This is a genomic window from Mesorhizobium sp. WSM4935 (assembly GCF_029625735.1).
GTDB lineage: Bacteria > Pseudomonadota > Alphaproteobacteria > Rhizobiales > Rhizobiaceae > Mesorhizobium.
Window position 1 is genome coordinate 46310 of record NZ_JARTVR010000005.1, and the last position, 18383, is coordinate 64692.

The following is an 18383-nucleotide window of genomic DNA, read 5'->3' on the forward strand; positions in this document are numbered from 1 at the left end:
TGCTTTACTCCGTCGCCGTCACGCCGAGCGAGGCGGCGAAGGCGGTGAATTTCTTGGCCTGTTCACTGTCGGCGCCGAAAGCGGCGACAGCGCGGCCGAGCGCGTCGCGCGCCTTTTCGGCCTTGCCAAGCACGACATAGGAACGGATGAGCCGCATCCATCCTTCCTCGTCCCGAGGGTTCTGCTTCAATTTGTCGTCGAGTCCGGCGACCATGGTCTCGATCATCGCCTGCCGGTCCTGCGGCGACATCTGTTGCGCGGCTTCCACCTGCTGCGCGTCCGGGCCGGCGGCCGGCGTGGCATCGGCGACAGCGGGGCCGCTCGCTTCGCCAAGCGCCTGCTGGACGGCGCTGCGCCAAGGCGAATCCGGCGCGAGCTGGCCGAGCATCTTTTCCCAGGCGGCGACAGCCTCGGCCTTCCTGCCTTCCTGTGCCAGGCCGACCGCCAGGTAGAAATTCGCCTTGGCGTTGGCCGGGTCGAGCCTCAGGGCCGCTTCGAAAGCATTTTGGGCGTCCGCCGAAACGATGCCGCCGGCAGCGCTGGCGATCGCCTCGCCAAGGCCCGACTGGCGCACGGCGCTGTCGCCGTCGAGGCGGATGGCGTTGCGGTAGGCGGTCACGGCGTCGGGAAAGCGCTGCAGCCGAAGATAGATCGGCGCCAGCACGTCCCAACCCTTGCCGTCGGACGGATTGGCGGCGAGATGAGCTTCGGCGCGGGCGACCAGCTCGTCGACCGAGGAGTCTGCCGGATTCTTGGCCAGACGTTCGGCCAGTGGCTGCGAAGGCAGATCGGGAGAGCCGAGCATGCCGTAAAGCCCCCAGCTCAGCAGCGGAACCGCAAGCACGGCCATGCTGGCGACCCATTTCGCACTGCGCGCAGGCTTGGGCGTTGCCGCGCCCGGCTGCATAGCCGCGCCCAGACGCAGGATGCGCCGGCCGATCTCGGCACGCGCCTCCTCGGCCTCCCCCGGCTGGATCAAGCCGCGCGCCATGTCGCGGTCGAGCTCGGAAAGCTGGTCGCGATAGACTTCGAGATCGTGATCGCCGGCCGGCGACGCGTCCTTGATGCCGCCGGTAAGCGGCAACAGCACCGCCAGGCTGGCACCCAGCGTGAGGATTGCGGCTATGACCCAGAACAGCATGCCTATTCCAATAACGGCAGAGCCCTGCCCTGCCAACACGACCATCGTGCGACGCTTTGACGGCGGGCGCGCCGCTCGGCCTTGATCGAGGTCAAGCTAAGCGAATAATTAGGCGCGCCCGACTTGTCTTCTAGGTCAGCGGCGTCCAGCTGCCGTCGGCGTTGCGGCAGGCAGTGCCGCGCGCGGTGACGCCCGCGCCGCCGGTATAGACGGTGTGGGTGTACTGGCGGCAATCCTGCGAGCCGACCCGGTAAGGCTGGGCGGCGACGACCTCGCCATAATGCGAGGAGTTGTCGCTCTTCCACGTCACCTTCTGGCCGCTGGTGTTGTATTCCAGCGCCTTGTACTCCGCTTCCAGGCCCTTGCGCTTTTCGGCATCGCTGAGGCCCGAACCGATGGATCCGCCGATAAGCCCGCCATTCATGGCCGAAACGATGCTGGTCGAGACCTTGCCGCCGGCAGGCGGTGTGGAAGCAGGCGTGACAGGAGAGATCGGACCACCCCTGCCGAGCGTCGTGCAGCCGGAAACGGCGAGCAGGGCGGAAACGAGCGCGACGCGAATCTTCATGCCGACAACCGGTTCTTTTCAGCGGGATGGAACTGGATGGACTGGGGGCGCGCCATCAGGAGGTTTTCATCGCCATAGTATTGATATTTGTCGGAAATTTGGCCGTTGGCGGCCGCGCGCAAATCGATAAGGAACATCACTGAAGGCTCCGCAATCTCACCACCACCCGCAAGCCGCCCATGCCGGACCGTTCCAGCGCCAGCGAGCCTCCATACTCGTTGATGAGGTCGGCGACAATGGCAAGGCCAAGCCCTGTTCCCGGCTTCGTCTCGTCCAGTCTCTTGCCACGCTTCAATACCTCTCGCGCGCTGTCCTCGGGAATGCCCGGGCCGTCATCCTCTATAACGATTTCAAACAGGTTGCCGCTTCCCGAGATAGTGGCGACCGTCACGGCGACGGCGGTCTTTGCCCATTTCATCCCATTGTCGAGCAGATTGCCGAGCAGCTCCTCGAGATCCTCGCGCTCGCCGGCAAAGACGATCTCGTCCAGCGGCAGGGACAACTGCAGCCTCGTTTGCGGGTTGAGCTTGCGCAGCACGCGCACCATGCGCTCGACCAGCGGCACAACCGGCGTGCGGAAGACGACGCTGTCGCGCTGCGCGGCGACGCGCGCGCGCTGCAGATAGTGATCGACCTGTTTCTGCATGGAGGCCACCTGCTCGGCGATCAACTGGCCCTTGGTCCCGCCGAGGGCTCGGCCCTCATTGATCAGCACGGCCAAAGGCGTCTTCAGCGAATGGGCAAGGTTGCCGACCTGGGTGCGCGAGCGCTCGACGATACGCCGGTTGTTCTCGATCAGCGCGTTGGTCTCATTGGCCAGCGGCTCGATCTCGGCCGGGAAGCTGCCATCGAGCTTCTGTGCGGTGCCTTCGCGCACCATGGCCAGCGCATTGCGGACCCGGCGCAAGGGCTGGAGACCCAAGAGAATGGCGATGGCGTTGATGGCGATCATGCCGACGCCGAACAGCGAGAGATAGGTGAGCAGGCGGCGCTGGAAGCTTGCGATCTCCTGCTCCAACTCGCTGTGGTTGCCCATGACGCGGAAGCGGGCCGCGCGGTTCTTGGCGTCGAGAACGAACTCGCTCTCGAACACTTCAAGCTGCTCGCCCTTGATGCCTTCCATCGAGTAGCTGCGCTGGAAATTCGAGTTGAACGGGACCTCCGCGACGCTCGGCGACAGGAGCGAGGTCGTCATCGAGGAGGAATGGATTTCGCCATGCACGCCTTCGGAGGCGGGCTCCACCGACCAGTACCAGCCGGAATTCGGCTCGGAAAAGCGCAAGTCGCCGAGGTCGGGCGAGCCGGTCAGCGCGCCGTTGTCGGAAATGCCGACGGAGCCGATCAGGTTGAACAGATGCGCGGAAAGCAGGCTGTCGAAGCCGCGTTCGCTGGCCTGGCGGTAAAGTGTGGTGATAAGGGTGAAGATGACGACCAGCGTCAGGATCGCCCAGATTGTCGAAAAGGCGATGACGCGAAAGGTCAATGAGCGCGGCCAGAGCCGCAGCCTTGAAAGCCACGTTCTCATCGTTGGCTTCAGCGGTTCCGCGTCACGCCTCCGGCTCACGCATGCGATAGCCCATGCCACGCACGGTTTCGATCATGTCGATGCCCATCTTCTTGCGAAGCCTGCCGACAAACACCTCGATGGTGTTGGAATCGCGGTCGAAATCCTGGTCGTAGAGATGCTCGACCAATTCGGTGCGCGACACCACCTCGCCCATATGATGCATCAGATAGGCGAGCAGCCTGAACTCGTGCGAGGTGAGCTTCAGCGGCACGCCGTTCACGTCGGCCTTGGAGGCCTTGGTGTCCAGCCGCAGCGGCCCGCAGGTGAGCTCGGACGAGGCATGGCCCGCCGCCCGGCGGATCAGCGCCCGCACCCGGGCCAGCACCTCCTCGATATGGAACGGCTTTGTCACATAGTCATCGGCGCCGGCGTCGATGCCGGCCACCTTGTCGCTCCAGCGGTCGCGCGCGGTGAGGATCAGCACCGGCATCTTGCGCCCGCCGCGGCGCCAGCGCTCGACGACACTGATGCCGTCCATCTGCGGCAGGCCGATGTCGAGGACGACGGCATCGTAAGGCTCGGTGTCGCCGAGGAAATGCCCCTCCTCGCCGTCATAGGCACGGTCGACCACATAGCCGGCATCGACCAGCGCATCGGCCAGCTGCCGGTTGAGATCCTTGTCATCCTCGACGACGAGCACGCGCATGGGTTGAAGCCTGTTGTTGAATAGACGTATAGGCCGATTCCGCCAGCCAGGGAAACGAGAAGGTCAGTCCATCGGGACGACGATTTCCGAGCGGCGCGGACGCTGTCCATCTTTGCCGGGAACGAGCACCACGATGACGCAAACCTGCTGGCCGCCCCGCGTCGCCTGCGAGGCCTTGGCCAACGTGCCGCCGTTCTGCGCGGCGACTTGCTGGCCGATGGCGTAGCAGTCGTTGGCCGCAAGCACGACCGGCTGATCGACCGACGGGTCGATGACCGGCATTGCCGTCGTCTGCGACGCAAAGAGGCTGGTTGCGGCAAGCGTCAGCACTGCTTTGCGGAGGTGAGAGCCAAGATTTTTCATGATCACGGTTCTAACGCATATGGGCTGAACGTGAAATGAACGGTGAACGATCGAATATTCATGCCCGCCACCCCCCCTGCGCGCGCCGATGCCCAGGCTCCCTCAAGCCGGCTTTGAATTCATAGCCGGAAAAACAGTCGATCCGCTACGCTTTTTGGCCCGCCGATTCCGCGCCTTGTGCTAACTGGTGTAGAAACGCCGGACGGCCATGGAGGATGCGATGACGCGCGAGGATATTGCCGATCTTTACCGGGGCTACATCGCCTGCCTGAATGACCAGGATTGGGACAATCTCGGCCGCTTCGTCGGCGAGGAGGTGCAGTATAATGGCGAGACGATCGGGCTTTCGGGCTATCGCCGCATGCTGGAGGGCGATTTCGAGGCGATTCCCGACCTGCGCTTCAACATCGAGCTTCTGATCTCGGAGCCGCCGCGCGTGGCGGCGCGCCTGCATTTCGACTGCCGCCCCAAGGGTGTGCTGTTCGGATTGCCGGTCCACGGCAAGCGCGTCAGCTTTGCCGAAAACGTCTTCTACGAATTTCACGACAGCCGCATAAGGGAGGTCTGGTCGGTCATCGACAAGGCGGCCATCCAGGCGCAGCTCTGAGGCCCGTAGCCTCTCAGAGGGCTTCCTGCGTCAAGGCGCGGAAGCGCAGCAATCCATGATGGACCGTAAGGTCCTCGTCATAACGCGCCTCGGCGAATTCCAGCGACAGGCGCGTCTGGCCGCGCGGACCGATGGAAAGTGCCGCGCGATCGAGGCGCGCCTTGATGCTGTCCATGATGAGCCGCGTCTCGGCTTCTCCTTGAGCCTTCGACCAGATGTGCAAAGTGATCAGCTGGTCATTGTCGTTGTCGGCTCCGGTCTCGAGATCGAAGGCGCTGGTGCGGCCGTAGGTGACGTGCGGATAGGCGGCCTTGGCGTCGGCGCGCTCGAGCAGGCCGGCGCCGCCGAGCAGCGCCGACAGCGACGCATCGGTCTTCAGCCTCAGGAACAAAGCCTGCATCAAATCGCCAGGCGCCGTCATCTACCGTCCATCGCCAACACATGTCTCCGCACCGCGGCCAACCTCGGCAACGTAGCCGCGCTCGCGATCGGATGCCAGACCGCGAATCGGTTTGACTATAGCGTGGAGGGCGAAGGTCTCGAATCTATTACATTTTCGTCAAATCACGAGACCGGTGCTGCGCCGCCTTCCTCGGTGCGCTTGGCAATGAACTCGTCGAGCACGCCGGCGGCAGCGGCAGCGGAGGCCGGCGGCTGGAAGTCGGAAAGAATCCGCTTCCAGATGCCGGTCGCGCGCTCCGTTGCCGTCTTCGAACCGGATTGCGTCCAGTTGCCGAAATTCGACCAGTCGGCGACCAGCGGCTCGTAGAAAGCGGTGCGGTAGCGCGCCATTGTGTGCGCGGCCGAGAAGAAATGGCCGCCGGGCTGAACTTCGGCGATGGCCTCGAAGCCGATGGCGTCGGCGTCGCCCGGCGTCGTGGCGCAAAGTTCGGCGACCGTCTGCAGCGCCTCGATGTCGGTGATCAGCTTTTCCAGGGAGACGCTGAGACCACCTTCCAGCCAGCCAGCGGCGTGGATGCAGACGGTGGCGCCGGCAAGCACGGAGCCCCAGAGCGCGAACTGCGTCTCGTGCGCTGCCTGCGCATCGGAGACGTTGGCGGCGCTGCCGCCGCCGGAGCGCCAAGGCAGGCCGGTGTAGCGGGCGAGTTGCCCAGCCCCAAGCGTCGCCTTGATGTGTTCCGGCGTGCCGAAGGCCGGCGCGCCGGACTTCATGTCGACATTGGAGGAGAAGGAGCCATAGACCACCGGCGCGCCGGGCCGCACGATCTGGGCCAGCGTCAAACCGGCAAGCGCCTCGGCATGCTGCAAGGTCAGCGCGCCGGCCACCGTGATCGGCGCCATCGCGCCCGCCAGGCAGAAGGGCGTGATGACCAGAACCTGACCGGCCTTGGCGAAGTCGATGATGCCCTGCGCCATCGGGATATCCAGCTGACGCGGCGAGTTGGTGTTGATGACGGTGTAGCAATGGGCACCGTTGCGGAATTCTTCGTGCGATAGGCCGCGCGCCAGGCGGATCATCTCGAAGCTGTCTTCGACCTGAGGCGTGCCGCGGGCGAAGATGAAGGGGAATTTGTCCGAGAGCGTCAGTTGCGCCCGGTTGACGGCATAGTGGCGGAAGCGGTTGTCGATATCCTGCGGCTCGACGCAGGGCCCAAGCATGTGCAGCACGTCGAAATGCTGGATCAGCTTGGTGAATTCCTCGAAGGCGGCGAGCGTTCCCGGCCGGCGGCCGCGCTCGAGATCGGTGACGTTGGGCGCGCCGGAGCCGGCCAGGAAGGCCATCGAGCCGAGCTCGAGCGTGAGATCGCGCGAGCGGTCGCCGGCGAGTGCCGGAATGGAGCGCGGAGCCGAGGCAAGTGCTGCCTCGACCATGTCGGGGCCGATCCTGACCATCTGGATGTCTTCGTCGACCAACGCGCCGGCCTTGGCGTAGATGGCGCGGGCCTCGGGCAGCAGCACTTTGATGCCGAGCTCCTCCAGCACGCGCAGCGCGGTAGCGTGGATGGCCGCGACCTGGTCGTCGGAAAAGATCGGCTGCGGCAGGAAGGGGTTCTTCAGCGACCGGTAGTTCGGATGCCGGCTCGACTCGCTGCCCGCCTCGCCAGTGCGCCCCCGCCGGCGCTCGCGCCTTAGATCCCGTGCGGCCTCATCGATCATGGCGGTTCCTCCTCATTGCCGCATTGCCTTGCCTTCAGCGTCGTAGGGCGATGCCGCGATGACGCGCGCCGGCCGTTCGACCCCGACAATGTGTACGGAAAGTTCGGTGCCCTCCCCGGCGAAATCGTCATCGAGCAACGCCAGGGCGACGCTCTGGCCGATGCTGTAGCCATAGCCGCCGGAGGTGACGAAGCCGACTCGTCGGCCTTCGTGCCAGACCGGTTCGAAGCCGCTGGCATCGGCATCGACAGCGTCCACCTCCAGCGTCACGATCCGCCGCGAGACGCCGTCCTCGCGCTCTTTCAGCGCCGCCTCGCGGCCGATGAAATCGCTCTTGTCGAAAGCGATGAAGCGGTCAAGCCCGGTCTGGCCGGGCGTGTAGCCTTGCGTGAATTCGCGCGACCAGATGCCGAAACTCTTTTCCAGCCTGAGCGAATTCAGCGCGTAATAGCCGATCTCGGCGAGGCCGAGGTCTTCGCCGGCGGCAAGCAGCGTCTCGCGCAGGGCCGAATGCAGGGTGGCCGGGCAGTTGATCTCGAAACCGAGCTCGCCGGCAATGGATAGCCTTGCCACCCGCGCACGCACCATGCCGATGTCGAACTCGCCGCACGCCATGAACGGCAAGGCTGCCGCGGAGACGTCCTGATGCGTGGTGCGTTCGACGATCCGGCGCGCGTTCGGACCGGTGACGAGGAAACCGGACGTGGCGTCCGAGATGTCGGTGACGGAGACGCCTTCGGCGATATGCGCCTCGAACCAGCGCATGTGGAATTCGCGCAAATAGTAAGAACCCATGATCCAGTATTCGCCGCCGCCCCAGTTCAGCACGGTGAGATCGCCCTTCAGCCGGCCGTCGGAGCCAAGCATCGGCGCCAGCTTCGCGCGGCCGGGCTTCGGCAGCCGGCAGGCGAGCAGCCGGTCGAGCCAGGCCTCTGCGCCGGGGCCTGACACGGCATAGCGCGAGAAGGCCGTGGTATCGACGAGGCCGGCAGCACGACGGACCTGCAGCACCTCGTCGCCGACGATCTCGAAAGCGTTGGAGCGCTTCAGCGTCGTCTCCTCCCGGAACCCCATCGGCGCGAAATAGGCCGGGATCTCCAGGCCCCAGGACGCCGTCCATTCGGCTCCGGCGGCGCTCATTCCGTCATAGGCGCCTGGGCGCTTCAGCGGCCGGCCTGCAGGCAGGCGCTCGTTGGGGAAGGTCATGACGAAGCGGCGGGCGTAGAACTGGCCGGTCGTCTGCCTGAGATACTCCCGGTTGGCTGCGAAGGCGCCGTAGCGGGCGATGTCCATGCCGAAGATGTCGGCTTCCGGCTCGCCGTAAATCATCCACTCGGCCAGCGACTTGCCGACGCCCCCGCCCTGGCTGAAGCCGGCCATGACGCCGCAGGCGACCCAGTAGTTTCTCAACCCCCTGACCGGGCCGACCAGCGGATTGCCGTCCGGCGTGAAGGTGAAGGCGCCGTTGACCCATTTGCGGACACCGGCGTTAGCCAGGCAGGGAAAGCGCTCATAGGCCTTGGCAAGCTCGGGACTGATGCGATCGATATCCTCCGGGATCAGCTCGATGCCGTAATCCCAAGGCGCGCCGTCCATGTTCCAGTGTTTCGGGTTCTGCTCGTAAACGCCGAGCAGCACGCCCTTCCGCTCCTGCCGCAGATAGGAGAAGCCGTCGAGATCGACGGCCAGGCCGAGTTCCTTGTCGAGCGCCGCTACCTCGGGGATATCCTCGGTGACGAAATAATGATGCTCCATCGGCGTGACCGGCAGGTCGACGCCGGCCATCAGCCCGACCTGCTTGGCCCAGAGGCCGCCGGCATTGACGACATGCTCGGCGACGATCGTGCCTTTTTCAGTGACGACGTCCCAGCCGCCGTCGGCACGCTGCTTCAATTCGACGACGCGGTTGCGCAGGATGACGTCCGCACCGCGCTTCTTCGCGGAGCCGGCATAGGCGTGCGTGGTGCCATAGGGGTCGAGATGGCCCTCGTTGGAATCATAAAGGCCGCCGAGCACGCCATTCACATCGACGATCGGGCAGATCTCCTTGATTTCCTCGGGCGTCACCAGCCGAGCCGTCTCGATGCCGACCGACTGGAACACCGCCCAGGCCGATTTCAGCCATTCCCAACGCTGCGGGTCGCTCGCCATGTTGACGCCGCCGGTCATGTTCAGCCCGGCATTCTGGCCGGACTCGGCCTCGATCTCGCGATAGAGCTTGATCGTGTAGTCCTGCAGCGCCGCCACATTGGGATCGGCGTTGAGCGCGTGGAACCCGGCCGCCGCATGCCAGGTTGAGCCGGCCGTCAGCTCGGCGCGCTCGATCAGCGCGACATCGCTCCAGCCAAATCGCGTCAAGTGATAGAGCACCGAGGCGCCGACCACGCCTCCTCCGATGACCACTGCCCGATAATGCGATTTCACGAGCCTCTCCCTCTCGTTGGAGGCCCTTACGATATACACTCTGGACATTTGTGTCTAGACACTTCTGTCCAGAGCTTGCGCGCCGCCGTGCGCCGTGCCACTTGTTCGGCCATGACCATGACCGCTCCCGAGCCGGCGCCCGGCAATATCAAGGTGACCCGCGCGGACTGGATCAACCTTGCGCTGGAAACGCTGATTTCCGACGGCATCGAGAGCGTGCGGGTGCTGACTTTGGGACAGAAGCTCGGCGTCTCGCGCTCGAGCTTCTACTGGTATTTCGAAAGCCGGCAGGACCTGCTCGACCAGCTGCTCAAGCATTGGCACGAGACCAACACCACCGCGATCGTCGAGCGTGCCCGCCGGCCGGCGGACACCATCATCATGGGTGTGATGAACGTCTTCGAATGCTGGGCCGACGAGCGCCTGTTCGACCCGCGGCTCGACTTCGCTGTCCGCGAGTGGGCAAGGCGCTCGGACGATGTGCGGCGCATGATCGATCGGGCCGACGAGGAGCGGCTGCTTGCCATACGCGACATGTACCGCCGGCACGGCTATGAGAGCGAGGATGCCTTCATCCGCGCCCGCGTCCTCTATTACATGCAGATCGGCTATTACGTGCTCGACCTCAAGGAGCCGGTAGAGGCGCGCGTCAGCCATCTTGCCGCCTATCTGCGCTCCTTCACCGGCCAGGAGCCGACCGAGGCGGATGTGGCGCATTTCATGCGCTTCATCGCGGCGCGGTGATACCGATCGGTCGTTAACGGCCCGCGTATTTCCAATCAACAAAGCTTGTGCTGTGGCTTCGCTGCCCTTGTGGGCGGTGATAAAATGATTGAATAGTTTGACAGGGGCGCCACCCTGAAACTGCCCGCATGCTGTTTTCGGGCGAAAGCGCATTGGGCGGAAGTCTGGAATGGGAAGTCCTTCGAAACCACGCAAGAGAAGAGGCCGGATCGCCTCGGCGGCTCTTGCTGTCGACGCCTGGCTCGACTCCTCGCTCTATGAAATCAGCTTCAAAGCGCGCGAATTCTGGGAAGCGGCGACCATCTTTTCCCGCCGTTTCCGCGTGCGCGGCTGGCGCCGCACCATCATCGAGGTGCTGAGCGAAGGCTTCACCATGGGCGCCGGCGGCTTCGTGGTGCTGTTGGCGCTCGCCATGCCGGCCTTCGACATCACCGCCGGCGACTGGCGCAACCAAGGCGACTTCGCCGTCACCTTCCTGGACCGGTACGGCAACGAGATCGGCCAGCGCGGCATCATCCAGCGCGATTCCGTGCCGGTCGACGAGATGCCGGACATCGTCATCAAGGCGGTGCTGGCGACCGAAGACCGGCGTTTCTTCGACCATTACGGCATCGACATCCTCGGCCTGTCGCGCGCGCTCTTCGAGAATATGCGCGCCAATTCGGTGGTCCAGGGCGGCTCCAGCATCACGCAGCAGCTCGCCAAGAACCTTTTCCTGTCCAACGAGCGCACATTGGAGCGCAAGATCAAGGAAGCTTTCCTGTCGCTGTGGCTGGAAGCGAACCTGTCCAAGAAGGAGATCCTGCAGCTCTATCTCGACCGCGCCTATATGGGCGGCGGCACGTTCGGCATCGAGGCGGCGGCGGATTTCTATTTCGGCAAGAGCGTCAAGGATCTGAGCCTTGCCGAAGCGGCGATGCTGGCCGGCCTGTTCAAGGCGCCCACCAAATACGCCCCGCATATCAACCTGCCGGCGGCCCGTGCCCGCGCCAACGTCGTGCTGTCAAACCTGGTCGATGCCGGCTTCATGACCGAGGGCCAGGTGCTGCAGGCGCGGCTGCATCCGGCCGACGTCGTCGACCGCGGCGAGCAGAAGAGCCCGGATTATTTCCTCGACTGGGCTTTCGACGAGGTGAAGAAGATCGCCAAGCCCGGCCAGCATTCGCTGGTCGCCCACACCACTTTCGACGCCAACATTCAGAAGGCCGCGGAAGAGTCCGTCGAGTTCCATCTCCGGCAGTTCGGCAAGGAATACAACGTCACCGAAGGCGCGGTGGTGGTGATCGAGACCAACGGCGCGGTTCGCGCCATCGTCGGCGGCCGCGACTATGGCACCAGCCAGTTCAACCGCGCCACCAAGGCGCTGCGCCAGACCGGTTCCTCCTTCAAGCCTTATGTGTATGCCACCGCCATGGAACACGGCTTCACGCCGGATTCGGTCGTTTCGGGCGGCGCGATCAGCTGGGGCGGCTGGTCGCCGCACAATTACAATGGCGGCTCGGCCGGCAATGTCACGCTGCTCACGGCGATCGCCAAGTCGATCAACACCGTGCCGGTGCGGCTTGCCAAGGATTATCTGGGCATCGGTCCGATCAAGGCGATGGCGGAATCGATGGGTGTCGAATCGCCGCTGGAATCGCACAAGACCATGGTGCTCGGCACATCCGGCATGACCGTGATGGACCAGGCGACCGGCTACAGCGTCTTTGCCCAGAACGGTTTCGTCGGCTCCCGCCATGGCATCACCCAGCTCGTCACCCGCACCGGCGAGGTGGTCTATGACTGGGCCAAGGATGCGCCGCCGCCGCACCGCGTCCTGTCGGAAAAGGCGCTGAAATACATGAACACGATGCTGGCGGCGGTGCCGGCGATCGGCACGGCGCGGCGCGCCCAACTTCCCAACATCGTCGTCGCCGGCAAGACAGGCACCACGCAATCCTATCGCGATGCCTGGTTCGTCGGCTTCACCGGCAACTACACGGCCGCGGTCTGGCTCGGCAATGACGACTTCACGCCGACCAACAAGATGACCGGCGGCACGCTCCCGGCGATGGTCTGGCAGCGGCTGATGGTCTATGCGCACCAGAACATCGACCTGAAGCCGATCCCCGGTCTCGACCACCCCTGGGTCGATCCGGAGGTCGCGGCCAAGGCCGAGGAAGCGGCGAAGAAGGAAGCCGACGCAGCGGCCGCGCAAGCCGAGGCCGAGCGCCCGCCGGTGCTTTCCGGCCGCACCAGCCAGACGCTGAGAGACATGACCAAGGCTTTCCAGGCCGCGCCCGTGCTCAGCGCCCCCGCTTTGCCGGAGACGCTTTCGGCGCTTTAGGGCGGCCGGCGCGTGAAGCCGGCTTGCCACGGCACCCCGCGCCGCGATATCCCGGGCGATCTCCTCTGTTTGCGGCCCTCATGCTCAAGAACGCCATCCTGACGCTGCTTTCGCTTGCCATAGCCATCGGACTTGGCGGCTACAGCGTCTGGTATGCGCTCAATGCGCAAGACGGCGTCGGCGCGATCCGCATCGGCCAATGGACCGCTTTCCCCGAAGTCGGGACGCTCAACGCCGACCCCTATTCCAAGGCGCGCGTGGCACGCGAGGGCGTGCTTGCGCTCGGCCAGGCCGAAGGGCTTGCCTTCGTCGCCGAGCGCGACGATGCGGGCGAGCCGCTGAAACGAGAATGCACCTACACGATCGAAGGCGGTTATCCCACCGCCCGCTTCTGGACGCTCTATGCCGCCGACCAGTCGCTTGGCGTGATCGACACTGGCAAGCCGAGGCAGTCGGCGCTGCAATCTTACGAAGTGCTGCGCCGGCCCGACAATTCCGTCGTCATTTCCGTCGGCAGCCAACCGTCGCCGGGCAACTGGCTGCTGACCGGCGGCTCCGGCAAGATGTATTTCGTGCTGACCTTCTACGACACGCCGATCGCCTCGAGCACCGGCCTGTCGGACGTCACGCTGCCGCGCATCCTGAAGGCGGGCTGCAATGCGTAGCCTGCTGCATGCCCTGATCCTCGGCCTGCTCGGCGCCGGCATCGTGCATATCGTTGTGCTGTTCCTGGTGCCGGAATTTTCCGAACGCGATGCCTGGTCGCGGCTGGCGATGGCGTCCGACCTCTACAAGATGACGCGGCTCGACGCCGAAGCCGGCGGCGCGCCGGTGGTGAAATCGGTCGATCCGCTGTTTTACGCGGCCGCCTGTCGCTTCGATCTCTCGGACGGGCTGGTCAGGATCAGAGCGCCGGGCGACGTGCCGTTCTGGTCGGCTTCGGTCTATGACCGCAGCGGCCACAACATCTATTCCTTCAACGACCACAATGCCAATGGCGAGAAGCTCGATGCGGTGGTGCTGACGCCGGCGCAGATGATTGATGTGCGGCGCGACCTTCCGGAGGATCTGCAGGGTGCGATCTTCGTCGAAGCGCCGATCGAGGAAGGCATCTTTGTCGTCCGCGCCTTTGTGCCGGACGAGAGCTGGAAGCCGATCGTGTCGCGCTTCCTCGAGCAGAGCGCCTGCGAATTGCAGGACTACTGAGAAGCGACCAGATCAGTGATGCGGCTTGGCAGGCGGCGGGGAGCCTGGCCTGTCGGAGCCGCTGTCGCCCGGCCGGGCCTCATCGGCCTGCGGACGCAACTCATAGCGGACGCCGGGGAAAATGATGACCGCCGCCGCCGTGGTGTCGTGACTTGCTCGATTTACAGGTGCCGTACGCGGCACAAAAGACAGGACCATGCCCATGGTTCGCGCATTCCTCTCGGTTTGACCGGAGCACAACGCAACGCCTCCAAAGTCGATTAAGGGCGTAGAGGGTTAACGGAGCGCTAACGGATCGCGGCTAATTTGATGTTTGTTTTCCGAAGATGCGGAACCGGCCCCGGCCGGATTGCGCGTTTCGGGCGTGTGTCGAGTGTCGGGCGTATCCTCCGTGTCATCTTCGGATTTCAGGCAAATCGCTATCCGGACCGAAGCGGGAAAGGCCGAAAGGCTGTTCCGCGCCGCCGTGTCGGCCTTTTGCTCGCTGACGCGCCCCTCGCGCCGCGAGATCGCCCAGCTCGAAGACCTGACGCTGCCGCTGTTCGACGAGGTCTCGGTCGAATCGCGCCGCTACGTCGCCGCGGCCCTTTCCGAGTGCGACTACGCGCCGACAGCCCTGGTGCGGCGGCTGTCCGAGGAGCCGGTCGAGATCGCAGCTCCCCTCCTCACCCGCTCCAACGCGCTGAGCGACATCGACCTCATCGCGCTGATCGGCCGACACGGGCTGCCGCACGCGCGCGCCATCGCGCGCCGCAAGGAGCTCAACCCGACGATCGCCGACCTGATCCGCGCGCTGGAAAGACCGACGCTGGTCAAAACGCGGCCACCCGAGACGGTTACCAGGCTCGCACCGAAACCGGAGGCCACGGTCGAGGCGGATGCCGACCGCCCGGCGCCCGGCCAGACAGCGGAGAACGCGCGGCGCCGCCTGCGGTCGATGATGCGCCCGACCGGCGACACTGCCGACGTCAACACCTACCTCGGCCAGCCGGCCTATGTGAAACTGCGCGAGACGGCGCTGACCGGCAACGCGGCCTTTTTCCAGACCGCCCTTGCCGATGCGCTGGGGATCGACTTCGCGACGGCCCGCTCGGTGACCGGGCAATCGAGCTACGCCGCATTGCTTGCGGCGCTGCGCGCCCTCGACCTTAGCGAAGACAGGGCTTTCCTGATCGCGGTCGCGGTCTATCCCGGCGAGTTCCCGCATCCGCAGGCGATCCGGCTCTTCCTCGACCGCTATCGGCTGCTGCACCGCGAGGCGGCGCTCGACAAGGTACGCGCCTGGAAGGCGGAGACCCTTTCGCGGGCGATCCGCGACGGTGCTCCCGATGCACCCGAGCGCCTCGACGTGTCGAACAGCGACGAGGCGATCGCCGGCCTCAAGGCTTCCTGATCCGGCCTATTCCGTCTTCACCGAAAGAAGCTCTTCGACCGGAACGGTACCTGCCTCGATCTCGACCACCCAGATGTCGGGATCGAATTTCTTCTCCCGCTCCAGCCGCGCATCGAAGGCCGAGCTGTCGTCGCTTGAATCGAGCAGGGTGAAGAAGCGCTCGTCGGGCTTGGCCGAATCGTAGCTCGTCTGCGGCGCCGGCCCATAGAGGGCCACCTCCCCCAGACGTCCCCGCGACAGCACGAAGACGGCCCCCGCCTCGGTCGCGCCGCGCTTGACCACGGCAGCAAAACCGCCGGCGCCGAAGACGCGGCGCAGAAGCGCCGAGACCCAGAGATCGGTGGTTATGCGCATGAAAAGCTTCCGGATGTCATGCGCGGTTTTCTTACAGCAAGGATGAAGGACCCGAAACGACCTTACCGTCGCTCAATTCGTCAGGCCGATCTCGCGCATCTTGACGTAGACCGCCTCGTCCGGCTCGCCGGTCTCGGGCAGGCCGAACAAGGCCTGGAATTCCTTGATCGCGGCCTTGGTGCGGGCGCCGACCTTGCCGTCGAGCTGCATGTCGTTATTACCGAAGGCCTTCAGGCCCGCCTGGATCTTGATAATGCGGGCGTCGGGCGATTGCGTGGCGCCATCGGCCGGGGCGGAGACCGGGATCACGGGCGGCTTGGCGGCCGGAACGGCCACGCCGTCGGCCGGCCGCGGCGCCGGGTGGGGAATGGCCGCCGTCGTCTGACGGGCGCCAAGCTGGTCGAGTAGCGCCCCGTCGATCTCGCCCGAGCCGGGTAGCCCGACTTTCAGCTCGTAGGCCTGGATGGCCTTGCGGGTCGCCGGGCCGGTGAGGCCATCGACCGCGCCGTCGTAGAAATTGAGGTCCTTCAGAATGCCCTGCACCTGCTGGACGACCGGGTCCGGCTTGGCCGCCGGCTGCGGCGGTGGCTGGCGCACGATATTGATGGTGGTTTCCGGCTCGTTGGAGACGGTGTGCGGGAAATTCTCGATGCTGCGGGTGGCGAAGAAGGCGCCGGTATGCGGAAAAGGCTGATACCAGAGCGCATTGGCCGAGACGTAGAACAACGTCACCAGGAAGGCGGTCGAACCGCCGACCAGGACCGGATTGCTTGCGATCAGCTGACCGACCGCGACCGCGCCCTCGGCAAGGACGCCGCGCTCGGGTTCGAGCACCTTAGGCCGTTTTGCGGAGCGAGCCATTTCTCTCCCCATCTCTATCCCCCTTCGGCTTCGCCGCCGGCATGGCCAGCACGCCTGAAGGCGCACCGGAATGCCGCTTCGGCCCGTTCACCGGCAGGCCGATCGTCACCGTGGTGCCCTCACCCGGCGCGCTCTCGATGGACATGGTGCCGTCGTGCAGAGCCACAAGACCTTTGACCAGCGACAGGCCGAGCCCGGTTCCCTCGAAGCGGCGCGTATAGTCGTTCTGGATCTGCATGAACGGCTTGCCGAGATTGGCCATATCCTCCTCGGCGATGCCGATGCCGGTGTCGCTCACCCAGAAATGCAGAAGCGAGCCGACGCGCTTGGCGCCGATCACCACGCTGCCGCCATCGGGCGTGAACTTGACGGCGTTCGAGGCGAGATTGATCAGGATCTGCTGCACGGCGCGGCGGTCGGCATAGATCTCGCCCGCATCCGGCGCGATCTGCGTGGCAACAACGACGCCCTTGGCGTCGGCCAGCGGCCGCATCATCGAGCGGCACATGTCGACCGCATCGACGAAGCGGAACGGCTCCAGCTCGGTCGCATAGGCGCCCGCCTCGATGCGCGAGACATCGAGGATCGAGGTGACGACGGACAGAAGATGCTGGCCGGACTCCCTGACCAGGCCGACATATTCCTTCTGGCGCGGATCCTTGAAGGCGCCGAACATCTCATGGAGCAGCATGTCGGAAAAGCCGATGATGGCGTTGAGCGGCGTGCGCAGCTCGTGGCTGACCACCGCAAGGAAGCGGCCCTTGGCCACTTCCGCGGTCGCGGCCGCTTCCCTCGCTTCCGCCAGTTCCTCGCGCAATGCCGCAACATCGTCGTTTTCACGCAGGACCAGGGTGAAGACGTCGCTGTCGGCCTCGCCGCGCAGCAGCTCGAGGCTGAACGGGCGGAAATTGTCGGCGGCGCTCGAGCCCTCGCGCGGCAGGCGGATGCGCAGGTCGAGCCGGCGCTTCGGCGCGCCGTCCCGCATGTCGGCCAAAGCGGTGAGATAGGCGACGCGGTCGGAAAGATGGACGCGGTCGAAAAGGCCGGTGCCGAGCAGGAGCTCCGGCGCCAATTTCAGAATCGAACGCGCCTTGGCGGAGGCGTCGAGCACGTCGCCCTGGCGCCCGAGGCGCAGGACGACGGCGTCGATGACATCCTCGAGACGATCGCCCGCAGGCTCCATCAGTCGCGAGCCTGCCGGGTTGGCGAAGGCGGCAGCTCGCGGCAACAGCGTCAGCGCCCAGGCGAATGGCAACAGCCAATGCCAGGCGGCGATTTCGCCCGGTGGCAGGACATGGCCGGCAAAGGACTGCAGCACGATGGCGGCAAGGGCGGCCAAGACCCCTGACAGCGCGGCGCGCCGTGACCCCGAGACCCACCAGGTCTCGACCGGCAGAGCGACGGCAAGCAGAGCCACCGGCGAAGCCAGTCCACCCGCCGCAGCAATGGCGCCGGCAAGGGCAAGGCCGCCCAGCACAACAGCCATGCGGCCGGCGAGCGCCATATGGCCGGTGGCCGCCACCAGAAGCGCCGCGAACCAGCACAGGCCGAATGCGGCAAAGATCGCGGCCATCGTGACGGCCGCGCCGAGGCTGGACGTGACGAGCGTGACCGCGGCGCCCGCGGCAAGAAACGGAGCGGCGAGCATGACGCCGATGAAGCGGCGCTGGCGCAAGCGTTCGGCCTCACCCGTCACGGTCGGGTGAACCATGCGTTCGCAGCCGGCTGAAACCGCGCCGGGCAATTGAACGTATCTGGCTGAAATCGAACTCAACGCACGCGTACCCGGTTCGTAAAAATGCCCTGCCTGGCAGGGTGACTCATCAATGGCTTGAAACTGGCATCCAGCGTTTAAGGAATGGATAAGGCTGGCGGGGACCGGCGACCGCCCCAAGGCAAATATTGTGATGCCAGCCCCGCAAAGCACGCCGAGTTGGCGCCATGGTAAACGGCGGGTTAGCCGCGAGGTCTGTGCCAAAACGGGCTGCAACGTGACCCGGCTAACCGCATTCGGGGACAAAATCCTTTGATAACAAAAGGATGTATGGTTATTGTAAAGTTAATG

The 18383-nt window shown here is 65.1% G+C and carries 18 protein-coding genes; 6 read left to right on the forward strand and 12 right to left on the reverse strand.

All coding sequences use genetic code 11. From position 1 onward, the window contains the following. Nucleotides 1–4 precede the first annotated feature (4 nt). From ccmI to P9273_RS14920, 6 genes are all read right to left on the reverse strand, one after another. The gene (gene ccmI, locus P9273_RS14895) at nucleotides 5–1141 is read right to left on the reverse strand and encodes a c-type cytochrome biogenesis protein CcmI (RefSeq protein ID WP_278049578.1); all 1137 of its coding nucleotides are present in this window, start codon (nucleotides 1139–1141) and stop codon (nucleotides 5–7) included. Nucleotides 1142–1271: 130 nt separating this feature from the next. Continuing rightward, complete coding sequence (locus tag P9273_RS14900; RefSeq protein WP_278049579.1) at nucleotides 1272–1709, reverse strand: hypothetical protein; 438 nt, start codon at nucleotides 1707–1709, stop codon at nucleotides 1272–1274. Further along, complete coding sequence (locus P9273_RS14905; RefSeq protein WP_278049580.1) at nucleotides 1706–1846, reverse strand: hypothetical protein; 141 nt, start codon at nucleotides 1844–1846, stop codon at nucleotides 1706–1708. The genes P9273_RS14900 and P9273_RS14905 overlap by 4 nt, the downstream gene beginning before the upstream one ends. After that, nucleotides 1846–3234 carry an ATP-binding protein gene (locus P9273_RS14910; RefSeq protein WP_278049581.1) on the reverse strand — a complete coding sequence of 463 codons (1389 nt, stop codon included), beginning with the start codon at nucleotides 3232–3234 and terminating at the stop codon, nucleotides 1846–1848. Before P9273_RS14910 ends, P9273_RS14905 begins: the two co-directional genes overlap by 1 nt. Before the next feature lie 22 nt (nucleotides 3235–3256). Next, nucleotides 3257–3922: a response regulator transcription factor gene (locus P9273_RS14915; RefSeq protein ID WP_041002188.1), complete on the reverse strand. Its 666-nt coding sequence runs from the start codon at nucleotides 3920–3922 to the stop codon at nucleotides 3257–3259. Between the two features lie 63 nt (nucleotides 3923–3985). After that, nucleotides 3986–4285 (reverse strand): hypothetical protein, encoded by a 300-nt coding sequence (locus P9273_RS14920; protein ID WP_041002190.1) that lies wholly within the window; start codon nucleotides 4283–4285, stop codon nucleotides 3986–3988. A gap of 220 nt (nucleotides 4286–4505) precedes the next feature. Here P9273_RS14920 and P9273_RS14925 point away from each other — a divergent pair, with 220 nt between their 5' ends. Next, complete coding sequence (locus P9273_RS14925) at nucleotides 4506–4892, forward strand: ester cyclase (RefSeq protein WP_278049582.1); 387 nt, start codon at nucleotides 4506–4508, stop codon at nucleotides 4890–4892. Between the two features lie 13 nt (nucleotides 4893–4905). On the opposite strand, the gene P9273_RS14930 is transcribed toward P9273_RS14925, so the two are convergent. From P9273_RS14930 to P9273_RS14940, 3 genes are all read right to left on the reverse strand, one after another. Next, complete coding sequence (locus P9273_RS14930) at nucleotides 4906–5313, reverse strand: DUF3168 domain-containing protein (protein ID WP_278049583.1); 408 nt, start codon at nucleotides 5311–5313, stop codon at nucleotides 4906–4908. A gap of 143 nt (nucleotides 5314–5456) precedes the next feature. After that, on the reverse strand, nucleotides 5457–7010 hold the full coding sequence (locus P9273_RS14935; protein WP_278049584.1) for a trimethylamine methyltransferase family protein: 1554 nt from the start codon (nucleotides 7008–7010) through the stop codon (nucleotides 5457–5459). A 12-nt stretch (nucleotides 7011–7022) separates the two neighbouring features. Next, nucleotides 7023–9434: a GcvT family protein gene (locus tag P9273_RS14940; RefSeq protein WP_278049585.1), complete on the reverse strand. Its 2412-nt coding sequence runs from the start codon at nucleotides 9432–9434 to the stop codon at nucleotides 7023–7025. Nucleotides 9435–9545: 111 nt separating this feature from the next. On the opposite strand from P9273_RS14940, the gene P9273_RS14945 reads away from it, so the two are divergent. From P9273_RS14945 to P9273_RS14965, 5 genes are all read left to right on the forward strand, one after another. After that, nucleotides 9546–10178 (forward strand): TetR/AcrR family transcriptional regulator, encoded by a 633-nt coding sequence (locus P9273_RS14945; protein ID WP_278049586.1) that lies wholly within the window; start codon nucleotides 9546–9548, stop codon nucleotides 10176–10178. A gap of 169 nt (nucleotides 10179–10347) precedes the next feature. Further along, on the forward strand, nucleotides 10348–12504 hold the full coding sequence (locus P9273_RS14950) for a transglycosylase domain-containing protein (RefSeq protein WP_278049587.1): 2157 nt from the start codon (nucleotides 10348–10350) through the stop codon (nucleotides 12502–12504). 80 nt (nucleotides 12505–12584) lie between these two features. Beyond that, a complete protein-coding gene (locus tag P9273_RS14955; protein ID WP_278049588.1) occupies nucleotides 12585–13169 on the forward strand; it encodes a DUF1214 domain-containing protein in 585 nt (194 codons plus the stop codon). Next, nucleotides 13162–13710 carry a DUF1254 domain-containing protein gene (locus tag P9273_RS14960; protein WP_041002205.1) on the forward strand — a complete coding sequence of 183 codons (549 nt, stop codon included), beginning with the start codon at nucleotides 13162–13164 and terminating at the stop codon, nucleotides 13708–13710. Before P9273_RS14955 ends, P9273_RS14960 begins: the two co-directional genes overlap by 8 nt. Before the next feature lie 391 nt (nucleotides 13711–14101). Next, nucleotides 14102–15103, forward strand: a complete 1002-nt coding sequence (locus P9273_RS14965) for a DUF2336 domain-containing protein (protein WP_278049589.1) — start codon at nucleotides 14102–14104, stop codon at nucleotides 15101–15103. A gap of 6 nt (nucleotides 15104–15109) precedes the next feature. Here the strand turns inward: P9273_RS14965 and P9273_RS14970 are convergent, their stop codons facing one another. From P9273_RS14970 to P9273_RS14980, 3 genes are all read right to left on the reverse strand, one after another. Next, nucleotides 15110–15457, reverse strand: coding sequence for a DUF1491 family protein (locus P9273_RS14970; RefSeq protein WP_278049590.1), 348 nt, complete (start codon nucleotides 15455–15457; stop codon nucleotides 15110–15112). Between the two features lie 72 nt (nucleotides 15458–15529). Further along, on the reverse strand, nucleotides 15530–16318 hold the full coding sequence (locus P9273_RS14975) for a peptidoglycan-binding domain-containing protein (RefSeq protein ID WP_278049591.1): 789 nt from the start codon (nucleotides 16316–16318) through the stop codon (nucleotides 15530–15532). Then, nucleotides 16293–18029 carry a sensor histidine kinase gene (locus P9273_RS14980; protein ID WP_278049592.1) on the reverse strand — a complete coding sequence of 579 codons (1737 nt, stop codon included), beginning with the start codon at nucleotides 18027–18029 and terminating at the stop codon, nucleotides 16293–16295. Before P9273_RS14980 ends, P9273_RS14975 begins: the two co-directional genes overlap by 26 nt. Nucleotides 18030–18383 lie beyond the last annotated feature (354 nt).

What these genes read in the sequence shown, in the direction of transcription:
- P9273_RS14920 (WP_041002190.1), bottom strand. Translation starts at nt 4,285, where the DNA reads ATGAAAAATCTTGGCTCTCACCTCCGCAAAGCAGTGCTGACGCTTGCC.
- P9273_RS14955 (WP_278049588.1), top strand. Translation starts at nt 12,585, where the DNA reads ATGCTCAAGAACGCCATCCTGACGCTGCTTTCGCTTGCCATAGCCATC.
- P9273_RS14900 (WP_278049579.1), bottom strand. Translation starts at nt 1,709, where the DNA reads ATGAAGATTCGCGTCGCGCTCGTTTCCGCCCTGCTCGCCGTTTCCGGC.
- P9273_RS14910 (WP_278049581.1), bottom strand. Translation starts at nt 3,234, where the DNA reads ATGAGAACGTGGCTTTCAAGGCTGCGGCTCTGGCCGCGCTCATTGACC.
- P9273_RS14930 (WP_278049583.1), bottom strand. Translation starts at nt 5,313, where the DNA reads ATGACGGCGCCTGGCGATTTGATGCAGGCTTTGTTCCTGAGGCTGAAG.
- P9273_RS14915 (WP_041002188.1), bottom strand. Translation starts at nt 3,922, where the DNA reads ATGCGCGTGCTCGTCGTCGAGGATGACAAGGATCTCAACCGGCAGCTG.
- P9273_RS14945 (WP_278049586.1), top strand. Translation starts at nt 9,546, where the DNA reads ATGACCATGACCGCTCCCGAGCCGGCGCCCGGCAATATCAAGGTGACC.
- ccmI (WP_278049578.1), bottom strand. Translation starts at nt 1,141, where the DNA reads ATGCTGTTCTGGGTCATAGCCGCAATCCTCACGCTGGGTGCCAGCCTG.
- P9273_RS14905 (WP_278049580.1), bottom strand. Translation starts at nt 1,846, where the DNA reads ATGTTCCTTATCGATTTGCGCGCGGCCGCCAACGGCCAAATTTCCGAC.
- P9273_RS14935 (WP_278049584.1), bottom strand. Translation starts at nt 7,010, where the DNA reads ATGATCGATGAGGCCGCACGGGATCTAAGGCGCGAGCGCCGGCGGGGG.
- P9273_RS14925 (WP_278049582.1), top strand. Translation starts at nt 4,506, where the DNA reads ATGACGCGCGAGGATATTGCCGATCTTTACCGGGGCTACATCGCCTGC.
- P9273_RS14960 (WP_041002205.1), top strand. Translation starts at nt 13,162, where the DNA reads ATGCGTAGCCTGCTGCATGCCCTGATCCTCGGCCTGCTCGGCGCCGGC.
- P9273_RS14970 (WP_278049590.1), bottom strand. Translation starts at nt 15,457, where the DNA reads ATGCGCATAACCACCGATCTCTGGGTCTCGGCGCTTCTGCGCCGCGTC.
- P9273_RS14980 (WP_278049592.1), bottom strand. Translation starts at nt 18,029, where the DNA reads ATGGTTCACCCGACCGTGACGGGTGAGGCCGAACGCTTGCGCCAGCGC.
- P9273_RS14950 (WP_278049587.1), top strand. Translation starts at nt 10,348, where the DNA reads ATGGGAAGTCCTTCGAAACCACGCAAGAGAAGAGGCCGGATCGCCTCG.
- P9273_RS14975 (WP_278049591.1), bottom strand. Translation starts at nt 16,318, where the DNA reads ATGGCTCGCTCCGCAAAACGGCCTAAGGTGCTCGAACCCGAGCGCGGC.